Here is a 23,758-nt window from a genome sequence, read left to right as displayed (position 1 = left end):
TTTCTCCCTCAGACGCGACCGTTTGTCGTATATCACGCCGGTTCACAAGAATTTTCTTGAAAATCTAAGGAACTCCAGATTCACGCCATAACCTGCAAGATTCCGCGACAGAAATCGGGCAAGTCGTCCGGTTTGCGGCTGCAGACGAAATGCCGATCGACGACGACAGCTGTGTCTTCCCAAAGGGCACCGGCGTTGATCAGGTCGTCCTTGATTCCGGGCGATCCGGTCACGCGGACTCCCTTGTAGACGCCCGCGGAGATGGGAATCCAACCCCCGTGGCAAACAGCGGCGACCAGTTTGCCGGCGGTGTCGAAATCGCGAACCAGCTGGAGCACCTTGGGATCGCGACGGAGCTTGTCCGGCATAAATCCACCCGGCACAACCAACCCATCAAAGTCGGCCGCCTCCATGTCGTCGATCTTCGCATCGGAGACACAAGGGTAGCCGTTCTTTCCCGCATACGACGTATCAGCCTGAGGCCCGGCCACGGTGACAGTTGCTCCGGCTTCGATGAGCCGCAGTTTGGGGTACCACAGTTCCAGGTCTTCGTAAATGTCGCCGACAAAGATGAGAATCCGTTTGTTGGCGAGCGGTTGTGCGTTGGGCATATTGGGGCTCCTATAGCAATGGACGCGGGCACGCGGCCGAGAAGGTTCTTCGAGCGAAAGCTAACTGCATCAACCAGTAGCAGGGCAGGGGCTGGAAGGCAAGTTCATCTAGCGAACGATTGGAACCGTTTTATAATGGATTCCCGGCAACGCGGGTATTGTATCCGGCCTTGGTCGAGGTGCTCAACAATGACGACGAATTGGCTTGACGAACTGGAACAGCGCAGATTTTTAGGCCCTGAAGAAGGACCACACGCATTTTTTCCACTCGGCGCCTTCCAGGGATACCTTTTGTCCAAACAAGCGTATCGCGGCATCATCCGTTCGGCGCACAAACGACTCTTGTTGTATTCGTTGGGGATCACCGCGGTCACGACAGCGTTGGGAGTCTTCTTTGGGATCCACTTTTACACAATGACCTGGGGTGGCTGTATTCTAACATTGTTGAATTTCTAGCGGTCATGCGCCGCGTCACATGGCGCATGCATAAATTGCCTTTTGCCATTGGGTTTCGATACTTCGCGCGTTGGGCGGATGAGCAGAGTTTGTGGCAGGGTGTTTTATTGGGACTGATGTTTCTCGCAATGCTGCTGTTGGGAATGCGCCCACCCTGGGGGAACGCAGAAATGCCGTTGATCATGGCATACTTCCTCTGCTACTCAGGCAGCCTGCTGTTTAGTCGATACAAACAACTCCGCGCAGAAGCTCATATCGCTGAGTAAGCAGCAGCGCGTGGAATCAACTCCACATCGAGCGGCTTTGCCGGCGGATCATTTCCGACGTAATGTGCGGTTGCATTTCGACCTGTTCATCCGCTGCGGGGGCGGCGATGCCGGTGCGTTCGTGAAAGCGTTTGCGAATGCCCTTGGGCAAAAAGCGTGTGAGCTGCGACAGGGAATGTCTGCCGAAGCCGCGTCCCGGCATGTAGTCGTTCAGTGGGAAGCAGACATACAGCGAGTTTTTGGCCCGGGTGAGCGCGACGTAAAACAACCGCAGCTCTTCTTCGATCTCCGCTTCGTTCTTCGTCGCCATGTCGGAGGGGATCTTACCGTCCGCCGCATGTAGCACATACACGGCGTCCCATTCCAGGCCTTTGGCGGAATGGATTGTGCTGAGCACCAGATAGTCGTCGTCCAGCGTCGGCGGACCGGCGAGGTCTTGCGTCGAAGCGGGGGGATCGAGCGTGATTTCTGTCAGAAACGTCGCTCGGTCGGGGAATCGGTTGGCCAGTTGTTCGAGTTGCTCCAGGTCCCGCAGCCGCGCATCGGCGTGGTCGTATTTGCGCTGCAACAGGTCTCCATAGAACTCAAACACGCAGTGCACTTGATGCGGCAAGTCTTTCAGCTTCGGGCCGTTGAGGTTGCGCATCAGTTCCACGAACTTGGCCCAGTAATCCTTGGCGGCCGCCGGTGGATCGAACTCTTCCCAGACGCGAAAATCGCCGCCTGCGTCGTTGAGCAGCAACATCAGATCTCGCGTTCGCTTGGGGCCGATGCCGGGTAGCAATAATAAGACGCGGACTCCTGACACAAAATCGCGAGGGTTTTCGGCCAGCCGCATATAGGCCATCAAGTCTTTGACATGCGCCGTTTCCACAAATTTTAGGCCGCCGTATTTATGGAACGGTATATTGCGGCGGGCCAGTTCAAGTTCCAAAGTCATACTGTGCTGTGATGCGCGAAATAGCACTGCCTGTTTGCGAAGGTCGACACCCTTTTCGCGATGCGCCAAAATCTCGGAGATCACGAACTCGGTCTGTTCGTCTTCATCCTGGCAATGCACCAAGACCGGGGGTTCCCCTTGCGTTTGTTCCGACCACAGCTTCTTTTCATGCCGCTGTTGGGCTTGGCCGATCACTTCGTTGGTGACATCCAGAATCGGCTGTGTGCTGCGGTAGTTTTGCTCCAGTGGAATCACGCGGGTGTTGGCGTATGTCTCAGGGAAATCGAGGATATTGCGGACCGTGGCTGCCCGGAATGAATAGATCGATTGCGCATCGTCGCCCACGACCGTCACACCTTGCCCGTCGGGCCGCAGCAATTGCAGGATCTCCGCCTGCAGCAGATTGGTGTCTTGATATTCATCGACGAGCACGCAATCAAAGCGGCTGCGGATTGCTGTGCCGGCTGCCGGGTCGCTGAGTAATCCATGCCAAAACAACAGCAGGTCGTCGTAGTCCAGGACGGCGTTTTGTTCTTTGCGATCGACAAATGCGGCGAATAACCGGCGGAGGTCGTCTGCGTATTGCACACACCAGGGGAATGAGTTCGTCAACACGTCTTGCAGGCTGCGCCGCGAATTGACGCAGCGGCTATAAATGTCGATACAGGTACTCTTGCGAGGAAATCGGGTTTCGGCCGATGCGAGATCCAGCTCCGTGCGGAGTACGTTGATCAAATCCTCGGAGTCACTGCGGTCGTGGACTGTGAACTCCGGTTCTAAACCGATCGAGCGACCATGCATCCGTAGCAGTCGTGCTGCGACCGCGTGAAAGGTGCCGCCCCAGAGTTGTTTTCCACTGTACTTGCCAACACGCGCGCCTCGCTTTTCGGAGAGATGATTCAATTGCCTCAAAATACCGTCTACACGGCGGACCATTTCGCCGGCGGCGCGGCGGGTGAAGGTCAGCAGCAGAATCCGCGCTGGATTCACACCGTCGGCGATGAGATGCGCCACGCGGTGGGCCAGGGTGGTGGTCTTGCCTGTTCCGGCACCGGCGACAATCAACAACGGATCACGGCCATGTATGGCGGCGCTGCGTTGTTGCTCGTTGAGTGTACTTAAGATTTCGTCGATGACCGGCGTCGGTTCCATCGTGCTGCTGTGCTCCCTTCCCAGCGAGACGGTTCATCCGCCGCGGCTTGTAGGGGTATGATGACCGATGCGGTGGATGATGGGAAGCGCAGCACGGTGAAAGAGGCATTTGGGGGTGAAGGAATCCTTGGTTTCTCTGGTGATTCTCAGCGAATCGATGGAAAGAACACTGCTGGAGGCGTACTATTGCCGTGTCGACTTGGAAACCTGAATTGTTATGAAAATTCTCATCACTGCCGGCCCCACACGGGAATACCTAGATGACGTCCGCTTTCTGTCCAATGCCAGTAGCGGGCGGATGGGGTATTCGATTGCGCAAGCGGCAATCGACGCCGGACATGAGGTGGTGCTGGTCAGCGGTCCGGTGGCCTTGCCGGTTCCGGCGGGTTGTGAGTTGGTTTCGGTCGAAGGAACGCGGGACATGTACGACGCTTGTCTCGCGCGATTTGCCGAATGCGACGGGGTGATCGCTTCCGCGGCGGTTTGTGATTATGGACCGCGGGAACGGACCTCAGGAAAACGGGTCAAAACCGGCCTGCCGATTACGATCGAGTTGGTGGAAATGCCCGACATCATTGCCGAACTGGGACGGCAAAAGGGACAGCGTTGGTCGGTTGGGTTTGCGCTGGAAGCACAAGATCCTCACCGGCGGGCTGTCGAGAAACTGCACAAGAAAAACTGCGACGCGATCGTACTCAATCGCACGACAGCCATCGGAGCGAACGACAATTCCATCGAATTGATCGATTCTACCGATACAACCGTCGCAAAATGGACGGGCAGTAAAATCGACATTGCCCACCGGCTGATCGCGTGGATTGTCGGTACTCTTGCTGACTGAGCAGACGGCTCAGTGCCGGAGCCTCTTACCCAATCGCTGCTGTCGGTCAGGACGTTGCTCGAATACCACACCATATGTTGCGTTTTGGCAACATGCGACAGTTGGTGTGATAGGCTTTCCATGCGTGGACATGCGCCTCCATTTTTAGGAGGACGCGAATTGTCTATGGCTCGTGATGTTGGCGAATTCACAATGTCCCTACGGAATTGCCGCAGGCGGCGTTTACTTTCGATCCTACAGAACAAACGAAGCGTCCGATGAATTTTTCACGATTGAGAACCGACCTGACGGCCCTGGCGATGCTGGCGGCCACTGTCTTTGCGGCACTCAGCCTTGTCAGCTATGACCCGGCTGATGCCCCGGGGCAGAACGTCTATCCGCCCCACGAACATGCCAGCAATATCTGTGGCATCGCGGGAGCCCATTTGGCCCATATGCTCTTTAGCGTCATGGGACTGTCCGCCTATGCGCTGGTGGTCGGGCTGGTGGTGTTGGATGTGCGTTTGCTTGCGCGACGTCCCTTTTCGGATCCCTACGTCCGTGCGACCGGTTTCGGTTTGATCCTGCTCTCCTTGTCGGTCGCTTTTCGTACGATCAGCATTGGCTTGGGGAATGTTCCTGCCGTCGGTAGCGGCGGTTATCTAGGGGCATGGGGCTATACGTTGTTGGACCGTCGTTTTTCCACGGGGGGGACGATGATTTTCGTGGCCACCGGGATGGCGGCTGGATTGATTTTGGTCTGTGACGGGTTGATCCTGCGACTGATGACGCTACTGAAATCCGGACCGGGCAAGATTTGGGGGCGATTGAATCTCGTGTCCCGTTTCTCCAGCAGCAAGAAATTCGCAAATCGAATTGCCGAACCGTTTCGGCGTCGTGGAATGGAGACGGACGAGGATTGGGAAGAGCAGTTGGAAACTCATGCGGCGGCCAATGCCGTGGAAGAAGAAGCAAGCGTCGAAGATCCCTTTACAGACGAAGCCGATGAAGACACTGAAAAACCGCGTAAACCAATTCGCATCAACCCGCCCGTTTCAGCGGTCGGCGATCGCGATCGGCTGATGGTCAAGCTCGATGCCAATGCGGACTCGGTCGAAGAGGTCGCGTTGCCCGAGACGAGCCTGTTGGAAAACGCGGACGATTTTCCGTTTGAATATCTTTCGGAGAAGGCCCGCAAAGCGGCGGCTGTGCTGGAGCGGACGTTTCAGGAATTTGGCCTGAATGTTCGTGTTTCAGAAATCGACACCGGACCGGTGATTACGCAGTTTGAATTGGAACTGGAAAAAGGACTGCGGCTGAACAAGATTACCTCATTGGCCGATGATCTGGCGGTGGCGCTGCGCGTCCCGGCGGTTCGTGTCGTTGCGCCGATCCCGGGCAAAAACACCGTCGGTGTCGAGGTCCCCAACGACAAGCAAGTCATGGTGCGGTTGCGAGAACTGATTGAGTCCTCGCCTGAGCAAACGGAAAAACATCGTATTCCGATTTTCTTGGGCAAGGATGTCAGCGGACGCCCGCTGGCAGTCGATTTAACAAAAATGCCGCACTTGTTGATCGCTGGACGGACCGGAACCGGTAAGAGCGTCTGCCTGAATACATTGATCCTGTCGATGCTGATGACCCGCAGCCCGGCGGAGGTCAAGATGTTGATGATCGACCCCAAGATGGTCGAACTCAGCCCGTACAAACGGGTGCCGCACCTAATGCATCCGGTGATCACCGACATGAAAAAGGCCGAAGCAATTCTGGCTTGGGCGGTCGACAAGATGGAAGAACGTTACGACTTGTTGGCTCGTTGCGGCGTGCGTCACTTGGATAGCTACAATAAACTTGGCAAGGAAGAGGTGCTCAACCGGATCGGTGAAGACCCCGAATCGGAAGAAGCGCACAACATTCCCGATAAAATGCCGTACATCGTGATCATCGCCGACGAAATGGCCGACATGATGATGACTTCCGGCAAAGACGTGGAAGGACACATTATTCGCCTGGCGCAAAAATCGCGGGCGGTCGGTATCCACCTCGTTTTGGCGACGCAAAAGCCGACTGTGGACGTCATCACCGGCTTGATTAAATCAAACTTGCCCGCCCGGATTTCGTTCCAGGTAGCCAGCAAGACCGACAGCCGCGTCGTGTTGGATGAAATGGGGGCCGAACGGTTGTTGGGTAATGGCGATATGCTGTATCTCGCACCGGGGACGAGTAAGGTTACCCGCGCACAGGGGACATTTGTATCCGACGATGAAGTGAATAAAGTCATTGAATTCTTCAGTGACCAAGAACCGCAATACAGCCAGGAATTGGCGCAGATCAGTACCTCGGGCGGCGGCGCCACTGGTGGCATTGAAGCGATGCGGAAGCGTGACGATCTGTACGAATCGGCAATCGACGTCGTCATCCGCGAAGGCCGCGGTAGCGTCTCGTTGTTACAGCGGGCTCTGGGCATCGGCTACGGGCGGGGTGCGCGGCTGATCGACTACATGGCCGAAGACGGCATCGTCGGCGATTACAACGGCAGCCAAGCCCGCGAGGTGCTCTACACTCCGGAACAATGGCGAGCGATCGTCGAAGGGGTCGAGGAAGACGAATACGCGATGGCGGAGTGATCGACGGTATTCGTCGTGTGCCGTCGTTGTATTGATTCCTCAGCCCCTGCTCATTGGCAGTTGCCGTGATAGCGCGATAAGATTCCGGTAGTCAGCTGTTAGCCTCACCTTCTGATTAACGATGCCTCATGATGAGGACTATCGAGGCTCTCTCTGCGCATATCACGATGTGTGTCACAGTGATCGGCGCATGAGCTGGCTCACTCTACGCCGCCTCCGGGAGCAAGGCTAAAGCGGCCAAACCCGAAATGAAGGTCGCCATTACGATCGATCTCGCCCGACGGTTGCTCAAGGGGTATTCACTGCGGTTCATTCCAATGGCACACAGTTCACTGTGAACGGCAGGGGGCTATGCGGGCGTTAATCGCACCTCTGACGTCGATGTGCCTCAAACGGTCTCTATTCGGGCAACCAGCGTATGTTGCAAGGAATCCGGGACCTGGAAGATGATTGGCCACCACGCAGGCTTATTGCCGTTTCTGAAGAAGTGATTCTTGCGGCAACAACTGGAAATTCGATGTTATCTCGAAACGCTGGCGCCCCGAAGTTTGGTCATTCGGCAGGTTCGTCTTGACTAATTCCCAACTTTCGAGAGAATTCCGCTCCGAATTGTTCTGTCGGTGATTTTGCGTGCGGAGAAAAGGATTTCATCCCGCTCGGTCAAATTGCCGATAGTGTTATTCGCAAATTCCCCAACACCCCGTTTCAGCTGAAATCGACACAAGGAGCAGTCAGTGCCCGAAGACCAAAACCTCGAAATGGATTTCGAAGAAATCGACGGCGAAGAAGAGTACGAAGAGATCTCCGGCGAAGAAGTCGATCGCGTCGTGGAGTCCCTGGAAAAACTGATCGCCTCGGTTGACAGTGAAAACGTCAAGGCTTACCTCGACGATGCTCTGAACAGCATCTATTACCTCATCCATGACGAGGATGAAGAAATGGACGATGCGGAAATCGAAGACGATGCCCAAATCGACGACGAATTGGACGATACGTTCTCTGAAGCTGCCTAAGCGTTGAATCGTCTCTTGCGAGTCAAGACTCGCATCCCCAAACAAAAACAGCCACCCCGATTTCTCAGGGTGGCTGTTTTTTTGTAACTGATTGCCAATCCGCATGTTCCGTAGAATCGTTGGAATCCCTTCAGTAAACGCGGATTAGAGGTCGATAAAACAAACGAATGCCTTCGAATCGATGCGAAAATTGTCCACACGATTTTCTCGGAATTGGGCGGTTCGAAGAGCCTTCGCGCGTTGTTGGTTATATGGCTTTAAGAAAGAGGTCCACCGGATCGGTGGACTCGAACAAGCTATGAAGTTTTTCCACCTATTGATGTTGCTGCTGATACTGCGACCCTGTCCGGCGTGTCTGGCTAATGAGGTTGTCGCAGAGATTGTAACGCCGCAGGCGGTTGGAACGTTATCTCCCCATACAATCCAAGATGTTTGCAAATGCCCGCGCCCTCATCGTCGTGGGCATCATCATGCGCCGCAGCAATCGCCCGCTCAACATTCGTGTCCTTGCTGCTTCACTAATATTTGGGCCGCACGGGTCACTTCAACGTTCAGTCTGCCGCGCAATGGCGCGGAAGAAGGGACCTTGTTGGGTTTTCAGGAAGTCGATAGCACGCAGTTGACTTTTCGAACAATCATTGAAACGACACGCGTAGCGCTCCCCAACCGTGATGAAATATCGTTGCCTTTGCTTCTCTAGCGAACTTGAGGTCGATCGCGCGCCGATTCAGCGATCCCTCTGCTGCTGACGCTGGGATTTGATGACCTCCAGTGGGACATGCCTTGTTAGTGTCATCCCCTTCAGCCCGCGTCTTCTAAATCGCACACAACTGATGTTGGGGGGCGGAGATTTCTCCGGATAGTCGCCGCTCAATCGAGAATCGCTGAAAAAAATAGAGCCCCCCTTACTCCCATTAATGTGGAAAGTCACCACCATGAATTCCAAACCCTTTGGACCACTGCGGATCATTTTGACGTGCGGAAGCATTCTCGGCGCATTGGCCCAATGCGAAGCGGCCGATCCCGTGAAAATTGCAACTCGCAGCAAGACCGAAACCTCCATTGCTGCCAGCTCGCAGCAGGAAAAATATTCGTTCATCATGTTCTGGAAAAAACAGGATGAAGCGACGAACACAATGTGGAAGAACTTACAAGCCGGTCTGGCGGATCGGTCGCAACAAGCCAATCCCGTAGCAGTGCGCGTCAATGCTCCCGAAGAAGCGGCAATCGTTAAGCGCTTCGGCGTTAGCCGTGCTCCGATGCCATTGATGCTTGCCGTCGCTCCCAATGGAGCCGTGACTGCATCGTTTGCCAAAGTGTTGGACACGACCAAAATCGACAACGCGTTTGTCACACCGACGATGACCCGCTGTATGTTAGCGATGCAGAACCGCAAGGTCGTTTTGCTTTGCGTCCATGGCGACGATCAAACAGCCCCGCCGGCGGGTGTGACCGAGTTTAAATCGATCCCGTGTTATCAAAACACATCGGAAATCGTGCACATGCATGTCAGCGATCCTGCGGAAACGAAATTCCTCAAGGAATTGGAAATCCCGCGGACGTCGCAAACCACAACGACGGTTTTCATGGCACCACCGGGTGTGCTGCTCGGTAAGTATCCGGCCAACGTGACCAAGGCGCACTTGATTTCCAAACTACGGGCCGCTGGAAAGGGCTGTGGAGACAAAAACTGCAAACATTGCCGGCCGTAACTCTGAAACCAACTCTGGAAAGGATTCCAATATGACACTCACATCCATCATCTGGAAAGAGTTGCGAGAACGGCCGACAGCCATGTTCACCAGCGTGCTGGCGATTTTGCTGGGCGTGACCGCACTCGTGGCCATTCGCAATGTTACTGTCTTCTCTGAACAGGAAGTCGCCGGCAAGCTGGATACCTTGGGCGCCAACGTGTTGGTTTTGCCCAAAGGGGTCACGCTCCAAGATTACTACGCAGCCGACATGCACAAAGAAACGATTCCCGAAGAGCATGTGGCCGAATTGGCGATGGCCGGACTGACCGGTGTCGAGGGCTTGTCGCCGAAACTGTGCGTGCCGATTACATTGCAGGAGAAATCTGCCACGCTGACGGGAATTATGCCTCAGGCCGATCTGCAAACCATGGCTGCCTGGCAAGGTGGCCAGTTGTTCAAAAAACATATAGGTTGCAAAGCCAAGATCAACGTGGCCAATGCGGCAGACGATGCCCCGGAAGCCTTAGCACGTCGACGCACGATTCAGGATCTGCAGGAAAACGATGCCATTCTCGGCGCGGACCTAGCCGCCCACACCGGGCTAAAAACGGGTGATTCCATTGAGCTGTTGGGCGAATCGTTCACCGTGATCGCCGCCCTGGAACCGACCGGGACCATCGACGATACGCGTGTCTTCGCCCATCTGCACTCCGTACAACGGTTATCCAATGCGGGGGAAGTCGTCAACGTCATCGAGGTGATGGGGTGTTGCGAGGATGTCGCTAATGGACTGGTGACCGAATTGAGCACGATGTTGCCCAATACGAAAATCGTGACGATCGCCAATGTCGTCGAGACACAGGTCTCCATCAATCGCATGATGACGCGATTGTCGTATTTGTTTCTGGCAATTTTGATCGCCGTCGGCGGTGCGAGCATGGCCAGTGCGATGTATGCAAATGTGATGGAACGCCGTCGCGAAATCGGGACCTTGATGGCACTGGGAGCGACGCCGCATTTCGTCACCCGCCTGTTCCTGTTCAAAGCTGGTTTGTTGGGCTTGGTGGGTGGTATCGGCGGGTACCTGGTGGGTAGCGTTTTGGCGCTTGTCCTTGGTCCCAACTTTGCGGGAGTCGCCGTTCAGCCGATTCCGTCGTTGGCACTGATTGCCGCGGGGACCGCGATGTTGGTCTCCTTCGCCGCTAGTTACTTTCCGGCTCGCCGTGCGGCAGGCCTTGATCCTTGTCTTTGCTTCCAGGAGGTTTGATCGCATGTTACGACTCGAACAGGTCAGCAAACTGTATCGCAAACGGCAAGAAGAAATCGCCGCGCTGCAAGAGACCGATTTGGAAATTCCCGATGGAGACTACGTGGCCATCATCGGCCCCAGTGGCAGCGGAAAAACGACGTTGTTGTCATTGCTGGGAGGCATGTTGGCCCCCACAACCGGCAAGATGTGGATCGACGACGAATCGGTCTATGATTTGCCGATTGTCGATCGCGCCCGTTTGCGGCAGAAGAAGATCGGGTTTGTGTTTCAAACGTTTAACCTCGTGCCGTATATGACAGCGCGCGAAAACGTGCAAGTCCCGTTGTTTTTGGCAGGCACAAAGCCTGCCGCGCAGCAAGAACGAGCGACGGAATTATTGGAAAGCGTTGGCTTGGCGGACCGGATGGATCACAAACCGTGCGAATTGAGCACCGGCCAGCAACAGCGAGTCGCCTTGGCCCGCACATTGGCCAACGACCCCGATTTGATCCTGGCGGACGAACCGACCGGAAACCTCGACCCCGCATCGCGGCAGATGGTTCTGTCTTATTTTGAGAAGTTCAATCAAGACGGGAAAACCATCGTGATGGTCACACACGACATTGCCGCTGCACGTACCGCACAGCGGTTGATGCAACTCTCCGAGGGAGTTCTCGTCGAAATGCCCTGCAAACCCGTTTTGAAGTCCGCTTAAGGACCTCAGTGCTGCAAGGATTCGCCCGGCCGGTGTCTGTTCCCGGACCGGGCGTCTTTGCGGATACTGCATAGCAAGATCACGCGGTCACGGGTTTTACAATTGCTATAGTGAAGGTGTTGGTACCCACGCCGAGAAGATTGCTCCTGTTTCGAATCTTGGAATAACAAGAAGCTCAACGGCAATTCCTAGGACCGAAGCCGATATCGTCTATGGAATTGGTTTCAATCGGCAACATTGTTGAGCGCAGGCAAGTCAACTCGTTGTGATGCAGTTTGCTCAGGACTGGTGGCTAGTTGTCTGCGGAAGGCGGTCCCCATTGCGTCCCCTTGCCAGGGGGTAGAGGGTAGGGGCCCATATAGGTGGCGTTGTAAGTCCATTGCGGCATCACGAAGTGGAGGGGCTGGTTGAAAGTCGGTCGGCTGTTTGAGTCTCCACTCCAGCCACGCCGCCTCCGCGGCATGCGGGTCGTGTTGTCGGCAGGCGTGTTTTAGATTCCTGGCTGCCATTTGTTCCGGCGGGTTCAATCGATTCCAGAATGCGCGCGCCCACTTTCCGAGTTGTGCTCGCTGCCAAAAGAGAATTCCACCGAGCGCCGCTACGAACAGTACTCCCAGCCCCCATCGGCCATTTTGGTCTGGGGCTTGCTTGACGGTCTCTTCATGCGGCGCGGCAGCGACCTGGAAGGTGACTGCGGGCAAGACTTTTGATCCGTACTGCTCGGATTTCGGATTCCACCAAATGTATTTTATGGTGGGAAGAGTCCAGGTTCCGGGTTGCTGAAGTACATATGTGATCGTGTCCCGGCGCATTCCGCTGAACGCGCCTCGTTCGGTTTTATCGGTGACTTCAGGTTTTCCGATGTAGACCCGAATCCCACTCGGCACATCTGTCGGTGGCGGCGACAATGCCATGCCTGTCATCTGGTCAGCAGTTTGCGTGATGGATCGGTGGAAAATCGCTCCCCGGTTGGACGGCCCAGGTTGTGGCTGCCATGTCTCGGTGACGGTCATCTCATCGGTGGTCACCAAGAAACCGATGTCGGCACTGTCGGGAGGTCGCTGGATTGTGAATCGCATTGCGGGCACTTTTTCGACATGCTCGATACCCGGACCGTCGAAGTCGTTGCGGCTGGTAAAGCGAACTTCGAAGCTGGGAAGTTCGATGTCTCCCGCAGCTTGAGAGAACAGGGCAAATTCGTGCGTTTGAATGAACCACGTCTCGCCCTCGATGACTTTGGAGGAGACCACCGGATTGCTGACTTTGACGATCACGCATCGTGGAATTTGCGGCAGGGAAAATCCAGCCGCGCCCACAAATGGACCGGGGCTTCTTAATTCGACATAAAACGTCGTTCGCTGGCCGACCCATGTTTTTTTCGCGGGGGCAGAAATGTATACGAGTTTCACATCTGCTTTCGCCGACTGGAGGAATACAAACACGCTACACAGGCCAGCGAGACCACACATGGTTTGTCTGAGGCGTCGCCCACTCATTTCTCGTCCCCAGCTTTGCCGTCGGCTTGTTGATAGGCAAATTTGGCCTTCAAAAAGTCAGCCGGGTTGGTTTGAACCTGGCGGAGCCAAATCGACTGGATCGCCGCATCGGACATCGCCTGTGCCCCGGTGACCTCGGTCTCTTGTCCGCCGGGGGGCTTATCCTGATCGAAGACGACTTTGTCGGCCCCCTCGCGTTGGTCTCCGAGATCGCCGCCTATGCCATGAATCAATTTCGCCCGTGCTGCGGCGAGATCGCGGTTTTCCTGAGCTGCTTTCCAATCGGGGCGCTTTTCGAGCACCTCGTCATAGCTGGCAATTGCCTGGTCGTATTTACCAAGCATCAGCCAAGCATTCCCCAGATTGAATTTTGATTCTGGTGAGGAGACGCGCGAAAAGGCTTGTGTCGCCTTTTCAAATTCGCCAGCACGATACCAAGCGACTCCTTGCCGCAGCGGATCTTCAAACCGTTTGGCCGCTTCGGCAAACTCACCACGACTCATCAGCCGTTGTCCCTGTTGGTCGGGCGTGAACCACAATCCCAGCCATGAGACTGCCAAGACCATGCAGAATCCTCTCATGATGGTTTCTCCGCTTCAGCCAATTCACGACGACGAAATGATAATGCCACAACCAGCGCCAAGAGTGGGGTCAGCCAGTAGCCCGCTTCCTGCCAACGACTACTCTCGCCTGCGATGCCGGCGGATGCATTTCTTTCGGCAGACTCGGTGATGGCGGAAACATCTTGGTCGTCGATTGTGAGTTCTTGAACATTCGCATCTAGTCGCTCTGCTGCATCTTGCAATGTTTTAGTTTCCGGCAAGTCCGCATCAGCGAGCGCCAAAAACTGAATCGGAACGGGGCTGGCCGTTTGATTTGCAGAAGCGATTGTCTGTGGATCTGCAGCGACCGTGTTGGCGATGACTAACAACGATCCCCCATGAGATTCTTCGCGTAACAATGCAGCGGCCTTCTGGATGGCCAAGTCCAAACGATCCCCCGGGACGGGCATGATGTCGGGGCTAATCTCCGCGGCCATTTCGGCGACGACTGCGGTGTCAGCTGTCGGCGGAAGGACCAAATGGGCGGATCCGGCGTAGGCTATCAGCCCCAGCGGTTGGCCTTTCCGCGTTTTTGCGAGGTCGGCAATTTTCAGCTGCGCACGTTCCATGTGCGTTGTCGAAGTGGAATCGGTCTGCAGCATGCTCTTATCCGAGTTCAAAAGAATCATGAGCGGTTGAGCGTCTTCAACAAATGGATTCGGTTCCAACTTCCATGTCGGGCCGGCGATCGCAATGATGCCGAGCAGCCATGCAACGGGTAAGACATACCGCGCCAGGTCTCGCTTCGAGTGTTCACCCACAATCAGTGCGTTCAATAAATCCGGATGCATTTGCGCACGCCATCCGCGCAAAGGGTCCCGGCTCCGCTGCCAAAGCCACCACAAACCAATTGATAGTGGCGCCAGTATCAGCCATTCGGGCCGCAGCAAGTGAAAATTCGCCCATATTTGGGTCATCTCTGTAACTCCAGTTTGCCCGTGTCTGGATTGACCCGAATCACCAGGTTTTTCTGTACCGGCGCAATGGAACTGCGATATGAAAACAGGAGATAGGCTGTATGAACCAACGACAACAGCAACCCGGCGGCAAGTGGGAGATAATACAGTTGGCGACGGGGACGATGGCTGAAGGTTTTGACTTTGCTGGTCTCGATCCGGTCGAGCTCCGCGTAGATCTCCTGCAAATGCTTACGGTCCGCTGCAAAAAAATAGGATCCGCCTGTTGCGGAGGCGACGTCGCGCAGTGCCTGTTCGTCCAATTTGTCTTCACCCACCGTGGTCGCGTCGCCGATGGCGACGGTGTAGATGCGGATGCCCCGTTGTGCGGCGATACGTGCCGCCTCAATCGGGGGAACTTGGCTTTTCGTGTCGTTGCCGTCGGTGAGAGCAATCATCGTTTTGGCTGGCGCTTGACTCTCTTCGAATAGACTCACACCTAGGCCGATGGCATCGCCAAACGCGGTCCGTGGTCCCGCCATGCCGACTTGGCATTCGTGGAGTAGACGTCGCGACAAATCCAAGTCGGTGGAGAAAGGCGCCTGGAGATACGGGGCATCACCAAAGACCACTAGACCGACGCGGTCGCCGTCGCGCCGCTCTAGGAATTCCCCCAGGACTTCTTTGACAGCGGCAAGGCGATCCACTTTTTGCCCCGCCTCGTTAGTGAAATCCTTTTGTTTCATTGATGCCGAGAGATCAACAAGGAGCAGCAGATCGCGCGTGGGAAATTCCTTAGTGATCGGGGGCTCGATCCATTGGGGATGCGCCAGAGCACTCAAGACAAGCAACCACAACAAGCAGGGGATGATCAAACTTTGCGTTGCTCCGGACGATGCGTCGGAGTTGGCATTGCGGCCTGAGGCTTGAGCAATACGCTCACCAAAGGGGACGCGTACTGCCCGTTGATGGGCCTTCTGAGCCGGCACGAAGGCGCGGATTAGCCACGGTAGCGGCAAGAGGAGAAAAATCCATGGGTAGTCGAATGCAAACATTTTGAGAGACGTCGTCCCGGACTACGTGTCGGTTGGTACTGGTCGGCGGTGGTGGCGGATCCAGTTGGTTGCATAGTGTCGCAGAGCTTCCACGTCGTGCGTCTCGTCTGCATCACGGTAAATTTCGTTGGCCAACTGTTCTCCGACCTGCTGGGGCAGGGGAGTTGGAGAATGCGTGGCCAACCATTCCGTCCATTGTGGGCCTGACAAACCGGCCAATGTGGCTCGTGGTATCGTGACCAGCGCGGTGCGTCTTAAGATTTCCGAAATGGCCGCCGCCGTATGCGCAGAATCCAGCTCTCGAAGCGCCGCGCGGCGATACGCATTGGCCCGCCACTTTTGCCATGCCCGAATCATGAAAAATCCCAGTATTGCCACGAATAGGGCGAACAGCACATACCATCCGGGCGCCGGCGGCCACCAGGGAACCGGTGGGGGCACGACGATATCGTGCAAGCGATCAAGGCTGGTGGCGGAGCCATTCATGAAAAGTGGGGATGGTTTCCCAAAATTGCTCGGACTTGTGCCGGGACGGAATGTGCGGTTGAGATCGGCATCACGGGAACGCGCAGCACGCGGAAGGTCTCCTTCCACTGATCCAACCGTTGTTGAAACGCGTCTTGAAAACGCCGCGAAAATTCCGCACCCGCAGGGACCTCGTGAATAGTTGTCGAGTCGCTCGCGAGCATTCCGGGCGAACCGGAGAGGGAGATGCCCATCGGATCGTAGACGGCAACTACCAGGACATCGTTATGAGCGGAAAGCAATGCCGCCAATCGTTGCGTTTCGTCATCTGCGCCGTCGAGGTCGCTAATCAGTACCACAAGGTGATCATGTTTGGCAACATGCAATGCACGTTTGAGGGCTCGATTGAGCGTGGCTTCTCCGCCGGTGAATTCCGTTTCGGTGAGTTGATTGTTGGATTGTTCGATGACATGCAACAACTGCAGTACACGGGTTTGACTGCGATGCGGACGGACTTCGATGAGTTCCTCGTCATTGAAGACAATACCGCCGACGCGGTCGCCTCCATCGAGCGCTCGCCAAGCCCCTAAAGCGGCCAATTCCGCTGCGGCAACCGATTTCATGGACAGCCGGCTTCCAAAAAACATGCTGGATCGTTGATCGACAACGAGCAGGACCGGACGTTCTCGTTCTTCATTGTAGACACGAACGTGCGGCTTGCGGAGCCGCGCCGTCGCTTTCCAATCGATCGTGCGAACATCATCACCTTGGTGGTAATGGCGTAGCTCCGCAAAGGCAAGTCCCCGTCCGCGCAGGCGGGAAGCGTGTCGCCCGGATAACAATGAGCCGGCCGGTTGGCGTGGCAGCAATGAAAACCCGCGCGCATCCGCCTTGAGCAGCATTAATTCTTCTAATGTGACAGTGACGCGTGCTTGCATAGGGTTTGCCTCAAACCGGCACCACGTTTTTCAGTAGGGACTCAATGACTTCGGTGCGGGTGACTCCGGCCGCTTCGGCCTCGTATGTGAGGTGAATGCGGTGAGCCAAGCAGGCGGGAGCGACCGCCCGGATATTGTCGGGAGAAACGAAATCTTGTCCCTGCAGCCAAGCATGTGCGCGAGCAGCCGCATCAAGGGCCAATGTCCCCCGAGGACTGGCGCCCAGGCGAATCCAATTGGACAATTCCCCTTCATACTGATCGGGATTGCGCGTCGCAAGCACCAAATCGACGAGGTACCGCTCGGCCGCTTCGGCCACATGAACCGCATGCACTTGCCGTCGCGCTTCGAAAACGACGTCTTGTGGAATCGGCGAAATCGGTGCCGCAGCTGTTCCCGATTTCTCGCCACGGACCAGCCGCAAAATGGCCGCTTCGTTTTCACTGGCGGGATAGTCGACACGAACATAAAGCAAAAAGCGATCCATTTGCGCTTCGGGCAATGGATAGGTGCCTTCTTGTTCGATGGGATTCTGTGTAGCCAACACCAGAAATAAATCCGGCAGCTTGTGTGTCTCACCTGCCACGGTGACTTGCCGTTCTTCCATGGCCTCGAGAAGGGACGACTGAACTTTGGCGGGCGCCCGGTTGATTTCATCTGCCAAAATCAAGTTGCCGAAAATCGGTCCTGGTTGAAATTCGAACGTAGCGGTATGCTCTCGATAAATCTCCGAACCGGTCACGTCCGAGGGGAGCAAGTCGGGGGTGAACTGAATGCGGCCGAACTCGCTTTCGACGAGACTGGAAAGGGTCTTCACACTGCGGGTTTTTGCGGTACCGGGCAAACCCTCCATCAAGACATGCCCGTCCGCCAGTAGGGCGATGAGAATCCGCTCGACAACATCCCGTTGGCCAATCACCGAAGCGTTCATGGCATCCGCGATTTTCAATACCGCCTCACGGGGCTCCATTCCACACTCCGTCTACAAATCGATGAGCTTCGCCTAATTTACAAAGTCGTAGGCGATAATAATTAAACGATAGTCTCTCGAAGAGAGGTTGCATGGTCTTGCAACCAGCACATCCGTAAGACAGCAAAATCACCACCTTGTTTTTCGCCGATTGCGGGATTAGTGATCACAGTGCTGGCACAATGTAGCAAGAACCGGGCGCCCTGATCAGACGCCCGGTTCCAACCTACAAAGGGGCTAGTGCGTTGCACCTGAAAGCTTTTCCATGACCTCGTCCAGATTAAAGCTCGACGGCTTCTGCCGCGGCGGGTAATCTTTGAAAGTCGCTAAGAAATTGCCAGCGTACTGTTGCGCCGGGACAAGCAGAAAAGCGTGGTCCAACAGCCAGTCATAATAGGTGTTGGAGGTGATGTCCGCTTGCTCATACGGGTCGGCGCGCAAGTCATACATTTTGGGGAGTCGCAATGTAGTAAACGGTTCGGCCCATACCTTGAGTGTTCCCCGGGCACGCTGTTCAAGGAATACGAGTTTCCAGTTCTCAAACCGCATCCCCACGATTTGGCCATCATCGTTAAAGTAAAAGAATGACTCCCGCGGAGACTCCTTTTCTTTTCCTGTGAGGTAGGGAAGCAGGTTGTACCCGTCGAGGTGCACCTTAAACGACTTGCCATCGACTTGATGTCCCTTGAGGAGTTTCTCTTTGACATCGTCTTCACCCACGGCGGCGAGAAATGTCGGCAACCAATCCAGCCCGCTGACAATCTCATTGGAAACGGTGGCTGGTTTAATCTTTCCAGGCCAGCGAATCGCACAGGGGACGCGGAAGGCGCCTTCCCAGTTTGAGTTCTTCTCATTACGAAACGGGCTCAGTCCGGCGTCCGGCCAGGTGTTCTTGTGGGGACCGTTGTCGGTCGTGTAGAGCACGATCGTATTGTCGGCGATCTTCAGTTCATCGAGCTTGTCGAGCAGTTTGCCCACATCGGCGTCATGCTCAAGCATCCCGTCCGCATATTCCGTGCGGGACGTCAAACCGGGTTTGTCGCGGAGTTCATCCCTGACGTGCGTGCGAAAGTGCATCCGCGTTGCATTCCACCAACAAAAGAAAGGCTTATCCGCCTTCGTTTGCCGTTCAATGAAGTCGACGGCTGCATTGGACGTCTCGTCGTCGATGGTCTCCATCCGCTTTTTGGTGAGCGGACCTGTGTCTTCGATCTTGCCGTCAGCACTCGATTTGATCACGCCGCGGGGACCGAATTTTTTTCTGAAAGCAGGATCAACGGGGTAGTTGCGGTTTTCCGGTTCCTCTTCGGCGTTGAGGTGGTAAAGGTTCCCCAAGAATTCGTCGAAGCCATGATTTGTAGGCAAGAACTCGTCGCGGTCTCCCAGGTGGTTTTTACCAAATTGACCCGTCGCATAACCGTGCGGTTTGAGAAGCTCCGCAATTGTAGGATCTTCGGCTTGTAGGCCGAGTTCGGCGCCGGGAAGGCCTACTTTGGAAAGTCCGGTGCGGTAGGTGCATTGTCCGGTCAGAAACGTCGACCTGCCAGCCGTGCAACTTTGCTCGGCGTAGTAGTCAGTGAAAATGGTGCCTTCTCTGGCAATGCGGTCAATGTTCGGTGTGCGATAACCGACAAGTCCCATCGTATACGCGGAGACATTTGTCTGCCCGATATCGTCACCAAAGATGACGAGAATATTGGGCTTCTTCTCCTGTGCGCGCGCGTCAGATACGCTGATCGCAAACACGGTCAGGACCAACATGGAAAGCGACAAGGTACGAATAAGGGACCTCATGACGTCTAGTCTCCAAAAAGAAATGAGTTTTGTTGCAACTGCCAGAGGTGCTTAGATGTGATACGCCTTTGGCCCAATCTGCGGATAGAGGACAGTGTCATATTTCTAACGTGAATGCCGTCCCGTTGCAAGTTCCCTGGTATGCAACGGGCGTACGATCACTACTCGAAATTGCTCAATGAGCTATTCCTCTTTTTAGAGTTTGTACCTGTTATGAAGGATGTATGAAGGACCTACCTCGCTGGGGTTTGAAACAAAATCGAAGCAATCCCGAGCTTTCAGTCTATCCCCAGATTCACTGTTATGTTGTAGACGTTACAAGCGCGTTTTTTAAGCAATGAGCCTAGTGTAAAGGCTAGAGAATTCGTCAACAGGTGAACCGAGAACGCATTAATGGCCAAGCTATGTGCCGAACAACAGCACGCATGCATTATCACAAATGACACTTGGGGTGGGGTGCAATCGGCAGTGCTAGTGCAAAATTAGATCTGCGCGATGCTTGCGAAACACTGGTAGCGCGTGCGGCCGCTGAGTGTTTGGAATCCGGGAATCGGGTGAAAGTCACCCCTGACGCAGCAGTTTGGCTCCGCGGACGATATAAATCAGCCCGCTCCAAACCGTGGAAATGATCGCACCCCACAATAGGATATCGCGGAGGAGGAAAAACTGGTCGGCAGAGGCCGATTCGGTAATCTCGGGCGCCAGCGACATTAAGCTGGCGGCAACAGCGACGCACTGCAGGGCCATTTTGATTTTACCGCTCCAGGCTGCGGAGAAGTCTTTACCTTGTTGTTCCAAAAACCCTCGCAGACCGGTGACAAACATTTCGCGGCCAATCACGATCATCACCATCCAGGCATTGATCCCCGATCCGGATTTGGCCAACAGGAAGATGAACGCTCCGCAGATGATGAATTTGTCGACGAAGGGATCCAGGATCCGCCCCAGCACGGTCACCATACCGTATCGGCGAGCAATGAATCCATCGAGAGCGTCGGTCGCAGCCGCGATCACGAAGACAACGACGCTCGTCTTCCAATACCCACGATAGTCAATCAGCGCAAAAAGTACGATCGCCAAGATCAACCGGCTCATGGTGATCGCATTCGGCCAATTCAACGAATTTCGGCCGAGATGATTATCAGGTGCAGAGGACGTCTTTTCCGGTTTTGTGGTAGCCATAAATTCGCCGATTGCCTATGCCGTTTCCAGTTCCGATGCAATTCCCACTAAATCATAGTCATGCCGCGCGGTGATTTCGACCGGTACCATGTCTCCAACGTTGATGTCGGTTCCCGTCACGTAGATATTGCCGTCGATTTCCGGAGCATCGGCATACGTGCGTCCGAGCCAGGTGTCGTCCTCGACATGCGCGTCGATGAGCACGTCCAATTCATAACCGACCAAGGAGTCACTGAAATCAAAGGCAATTTGTTGTTGCGTCGACATCAATTCACCCATCCTTTGCTGTTTGACCTTTTCGGGCAGATGGTCGGGCAACTTCACTGCGGGGGTGTCCGGCTCTAACGAATACGTGAAGACACCCATGCGTTCGAATTTGATGTCGCTCACGAAATCCTTGAGTTCGCGGAATTGCGCATCCGTTTCGCCCGGGAAGCCAACGACGAATGTTGTCCGCATGACAACATTCGGAATCCGTTCTCGCAGTTTTTTCACCAGCGCCACGCTGTCTGCCTTGTTCACGCGCCGTTGCATGCGTTTGAGCATCGTATCATTGATGTGCTGCAACGGCATGTCGAGGTAGGGGATGATCTTGTTTGATGCGGCGATGGTGTCGATCAGTTGATCCGTGAAGTTGATGGGATACAAATACATCAGCCGGATCCAGTCAATGCCGTCGACTTGCTCCAATTCTTTGAGCAACTGGGTGAGGCGGACTTCGCCGTACAAATCCAATCCGTAGTACGTAGTATCTTGAGCGACGATATTCAATTCGCGTACCCCGTCGGCGGCCAATTCCTGGGCCTCAGCGATCACCAAGTCCATGGGTTTGGTGGCATGCTTACCGCGCATTTTAGGGATTGCGCAAAATGTGCAAGTCCGGTCGCAACCTTCGGAGATCTTTAGATATGCGAAATGCGACGGTGTGATGCGGAGCCGCGAGCGGTCGTCCAGTGCACGGATCGGGGCGGGGCGGAAGACCTCACGTTGTTCGCGTGCTCCGCCAATCAAACGATCGGCGACCCGGGTGATTTCTTCACGACCGAAGACCCCGACCACGTGATCAATTTCGGGCATTTCTTCCAGAAGGCTGCCCCCCATACGTTCCGGTAGGCAACCGGCTACAATCAATCCCTTGGTGCCGCCACGGCGTTTGAGATCCAACATCTCATGGATCACGCCTTTGGATTCATCTCTCGCGCTTTCGATGAAACCACAAGTGTTCACGATCACAAAATCGGCTCCGTCCGGTTCCGAGACGAGGGAATAACCGTCCAATGACAACGCACCGAGCATGCGTTCGCTGTCGATCAGGTTTTTAGGACAGCCTAAGCTGACAAACGCGTACGTCCCCTTGGAATAGCGCGTTTCCCCTTCGGGGTCGGCGACCTGGGGCAGGGGGGGGGCTGGCTGGTCAACAATCGGCAAAGATTTCATGGACAAACTCGACATTCGCTGTTGGCGACTCCCACCAATTGCAACGTCGGTTCATACGCGTTTTGGGCGCGTGGCGACCCCAAAAGTCGAAGTGACTTGCAACGGGCGGGTGATCAGTTGATTCGCCAAGAGTTTAGCGGTCCTAGAGCGAACTTGATAGGGAACGCCAGTTCCCTCGCGATTTCGGCAAGCTTAGTCATCGGCCGGGTCTAGACCATGCTTGGCATAGATTTCCGCCTTCAATTTGAGATCCTGCATGACGGCGAGGTCGCCTGTTTCTTCATCGTAGGCATACATTTCGTACGGCCGCAGTTTGGCGAATTCGACACGGTGATCCTTCATGATTTTCTTGAATTCCTCCAGGCTGGGGAATTTTTCGTGCTGCGCTTGATAAAGTCGAATCGCACCTTGCATTCCAAACGTACTGGCTTGGCCCGCCATGCGAAAATAAAGCGTCGCGACGCCGGAAACTGGATCGGTGATGTTCAGCTTTTGCTCCAAGACGGGTTGGATGTTGGGATCGTCGCGGATGGTCGTCATGTCGACGACTTCGGCGGTCTTCTTGCCGATTATTGAATCGGATTTACGGGCCGGGCCGGAACCGCCGATCGCATTGGGCTTTCGGCGTTCTACGGCATTTTTTCGGGGAGCCTCCATACCCATGATCCCCCCACCGCCAGCCGGGGGAGCAACGCCGGGTGGGGCGGCCGGTTGGCGTTTTTCTTCGCCCATTTTTTTCATTTCGTCACAGCCCACACAGACGGTTAATATCGCCGCTATCATTGCGTATCGCATACTTGGCCCTTTGTTGTCGAGTTGTGTTCGAATTGTCATCGTCCCGTCAATCCTTTGCCCATTCCCCATCTTCGTTGACGCCCGCTTTTTTGTAGCGTTCTGCTTTGTCTTTTTTGTCTTCCAGAACCATCACGCGGCCCGTTTCCGCATCGTAGCCGTATTTTTGATAGGGGGGGAGCATGGCGAATTTCATGCCTTCCACCTTTACGAGTTTCATGAATTCTTCGTAGGTCGGATAGCGATTATTCTCGACCTCGTACATAATCACGCGTTGTTGTGCTTGCATCGTACTCACTTGGCTGGTTACGGCGGTGTAGGCTGACATCGACTGCGAAATCGGGTCGCTGCCCCCGACTTTATTTTCCACTTCCACGATGTCTTTGTTCTGCAATTCGACCTGTGCGTCGAAGACCTCCTGCGTCAGCTTTTTAATATTACTCTCGCGCTTGGGCTTCTTGGAGTCTTCGCAGCCCAGACAAACCAATAACGACAAACAGGCGAGCAGAAATCGCATGGCGGACTGGTCCTTAGAAATCGATTATAACGTTGCGCGAATCGAATGGGCGGAGGTGATTTGATGCGTCC

Annotated in this window: 22 protein-coding genes; 8 read left to right on the top strand and 14 right to left on the bottom strand. The window is 55.0% G+C overall.

The annotated features are described in order from the left end of the window. Positions 1–80 precede the first annotated feature (80 nt). Complete coding sequence (locus CA54_RS21400) at positions 81–611, bottom strand: type 1 glutamine amidotransferase domain-containing protein (RefSeq protein WP_146373011.1); 531 nt, start codon at positions 609–611, stop codon at positions 81–83. A 189-nt stretch (positions 612–800) separates the two neighbouring features. Between CA54_RS21400 and CA54_RS21395 the strand changes: the two genes are divergently transcribed. Both CA54_RS21395 and CA54_RS21390 read left to right on the top strand, forming a co-directional pair. Next, entirely contained in the window at positions 801–1,067 is a 267-nt protein-coding gene (locus CA54_RS21395; RefSeq protein ID WP_146373010.1) for a hypothetical protein, read from the top strand. A gap of 26 nt (positions 1,068–1,093) precedes the next feature. Continuing rightward, on the top strand, positions 1,094–1,333 hold the full coding sequence (locus CA54_RS21390) for a hypothetical protein (protein WP_146373009.1): 240 nt from the start codon (positions 1,094–1,096) through the stop codon (positions 1,331–1,333). A gap of 16 nt (positions 1,334–1,349) precedes the next feature. Here the strand turns inward: CA54_RS21390 and CA54_RS21385 are convergent, their stop codons facing one another. After that, positions 1,350–3,425: an ATP-dependent helicase gene (locus CA54_RS21385; protein WP_146373008.1), complete on the bottom strand. Its 2,076-nt coding sequence runs from the start codon at positions 3,423–3,425 to the stop codon at positions 1,350–1,352. Between the two features lie 217 nt (positions 3,426–3,642). Between CA54_RS21385 and CA54_RS21380 the strand changes: the two genes are divergently transcribed. The 6 genes from CA54_RS21380 to CA54_RS21355 all read left to right on the top strand — a co-directional run bounded on the left by CA54_RS21380 (position 3,643) and on the right by CA54_RS21355 (position 11,543). Beyond that, the gene (locus tag CA54_RS21380) at positions 3,643–4,266 is read left to right on the top strand and encodes a phosphopantothenoylcysteine decarboxylase domain-containing protein (RefSeq protein ID WP_146373007.1); all 624 of its coding nucleotides are present in this window, start codon (positions 3,643–3,645) and stop codon (positions 4,264–4,266) included. Between the two features lie 257 nt (positions 4,267–4,523). Further along, on the top strand, positions 4,524–6,872 hold the full coding sequence (locus CA54_RS21375) for a DNA translocase FtsK (RefSeq protein WP_146373006.1): 2,349 nt from the start codon (positions 4,524–4,526) through the stop codon (positions 6,870–6,872). Positions 6,873–7,606: 734 nt separating this feature from the next. Then, entirely contained in the window at positions 7,607–7,885 is a 279-nt protein-coding gene (locus CA54_RS21370; protein WP_146373005.1) for a hypothetical protein, read from the top strand. Positions 7,886–8,820: 935 nt separating this feature from the next. Then, entirely contained in the window at positions 8,821–9,597 is a 777-nt protein-coding gene (locus CA54_RS21365; protein ID WP_146373004.1) for a hypothetical protein, read from the top strand. 31 nt (positions 9,598–9,628) lie between these two features. Continuing rightward, a complete protein-coding gene (locus CA54_RS21360; protein WP_146373003.1) occupies positions 9,629–10,846 on the top strand; it encodes an ABC transporter permease in 1,218 nt (405 codons plus the stop codon). 4 nt (positions 10,847–10,850) lie between these two features. Continuing rightward, positions 10,851–11,543, top strand: coding sequence for an ABC transporter ATP-binding protein (locus CA54_RS21355; RefSeq protein ID WP_146373002.1), 693 nt, complete (start codon positions 10,851–10,853; stop codon positions 11,541–11,543). A 224-nt stretch (positions 11,544–11,767) separates the two neighbouring features. Here CA54_RS21355 and CA54_RS21350 read toward each other — a convergent pair whose 3' ends face one another. From CA54_RS21350 to CA54_RS21295, 12 genes are all read right to left on the bottom strand, one after another. Beyond that, the gene (locus CA54_RS21350) at positions 11,768–12,952 is read right to left on the bottom strand and encodes a BatD family protein (protein ID WP_197532691.1); all 1,185 of its coding nucleotides are present in this window, start codon (positions 12,950–12,952) and stop codon (positions 11,768–11,770) included. Between the two features lie 83 nt (positions 12,953–13,035). After that, positions 13,036–13,620 (bottom strand): tetratricopeptide repeat protein, encoded by a 585-nt coding sequence (locus CA54_RS21345; RefSeq protein ID WP_197532690.1) that lies wholly within the window; start codon positions 13,618–13,620, stop codon positions 13,036–13,038. Continuing rightward, positions 13,617–14,432, bottom strand: coding sequence for a VWA domain-containing protein (locus CA54_RS21340; RefSeq protein ID WP_197532689.1), 816 nt, complete (start codon positions 14,430–14,432; stop codon positions 13,617–13,619). Before CA54_RS21340 ends, CA54_RS21345 begins: the two co-directional genes overlap by 4 nt. Positions 14,433–14,554: 122 nt before the next feature. After that, positions 14,555–15,592, bottom strand: a complete 1,038-nt coding sequence (locus CA54_RS21335; protein WP_146372999.1) for a VWA domain-containing protein — start codon at positions 15,590–15,592, stop codon at positions 14,555–14,557. A gap of 21 nt (positions 15,593–15,613) precedes the next feature. After that, positions 15,614–16,078 carry a DUF4381 domain-containing protein gene (locus CA54_RS21330; protein WP_146372998.1) on the bottom strand — a complete coding sequence of 155 codons (465 nt, stop codon included), beginning with the start codon at positions 16,076–16,078 and terminating at the stop codon, positions 15,614–15,616. Next, complete coding sequence (locus CA54_RS21325) at positions 16,075–16,995, bottom strand: DUF58 domain-containing protein (protein ID WP_146372997.1); 921 nt, start codon at positions 16,993–16,995, stop codon at positions 16,075–16,077. Before CA54_RS21325 ends, CA54_RS21330 begins: the two co-directional genes overlap by 4 nt. Before the next feature lie 10 nt (positions 16,996–17,005). Continuing rightward, on the bottom strand, positions 17,006–17,965 hold the full coding sequence (locus CA54_RS21320) for an AAA family ATPase (protein ID WP_146372996.1): 960 nt from the start codon (positions 17,963–17,965) through the stop codon (positions 17,006–17,008). A 237-nt stretch (positions 17,966–18,202) separates the two neighbouring features. Continuing rightward, on the bottom strand, positions 18,203–19,726 hold the full coding sequence (locus CA54_RS21315) for an arylsulfatase (protein ID WP_390817267.1): 1,524 nt from the start codon (positions 19,724–19,726) through the stop codon (positions 18,203–18,205). Positions 19,727–20,320: 594 nt separating this feature from the next. Continuing rightward, positions 20,321–20,941, bottom strand: a complete 621-nt coding sequence (gene pgsA, locus CA54_RS21310) for a CDP-diacylglycerol--glycerol-3-phosphate 3-phosphatidyltransferase (RefSeq protein ID WP_146372994.1) — start codon at positions 20,939–20,941, stop codon at positions 20,321–20,323. A 15-nt stretch (positions 20,942–20,956) separates the two neighbouring features. Next, complete coding sequence (rimO, locus tag CA54_RS21305) at positions 20,957–22,378, bottom strand: 30S ribosomal protein S12 methylthiotransferase RimO (protein WP_146372993.1); 1,422 nt, start codon at positions 22,376–22,378, stop codon at positions 20,957–20,959. Positions 22,379–22,570: 192 nt separating this feature from the next. Then, positions 22,571–23,212: a hypothetical protein gene (locus CA54_RS21300; RefSeq protein WP_146372992.1), complete on the bottom strand. Its 642-nt coding sequence runs from the start codon at positions 23,210–23,212 to the stop codon at positions 22,571–22,573. A 7-nt stretch (positions 23,213–23,219) separates the two neighbouring features. Continuing rightward, positions 23,220–23,687, bottom strand: coding sequence for a hypothetical protein (locus tag CA54_RS21295; RefSeq protein WP_146372991.1), 468 nt, complete (start codon positions 23,685–23,687; stop codon positions 23,220–23,222). Positions 23,688–23,758: the final 71 nt, after the last annotated feature.

The organism is Symmachiella macrocystis (assembly GCF_007860075.1).
In the GTDB taxonomy this organism is placed as follows: Bacteria; Planctomycetota; Planctomycetia; order Planctomycetales; family Planctomycetaceae; genus Symmachiella; species Symmachiella macrocystis.
This window is presented reverse-complemented; position numbering and strand designations above follow the sequence as displayed.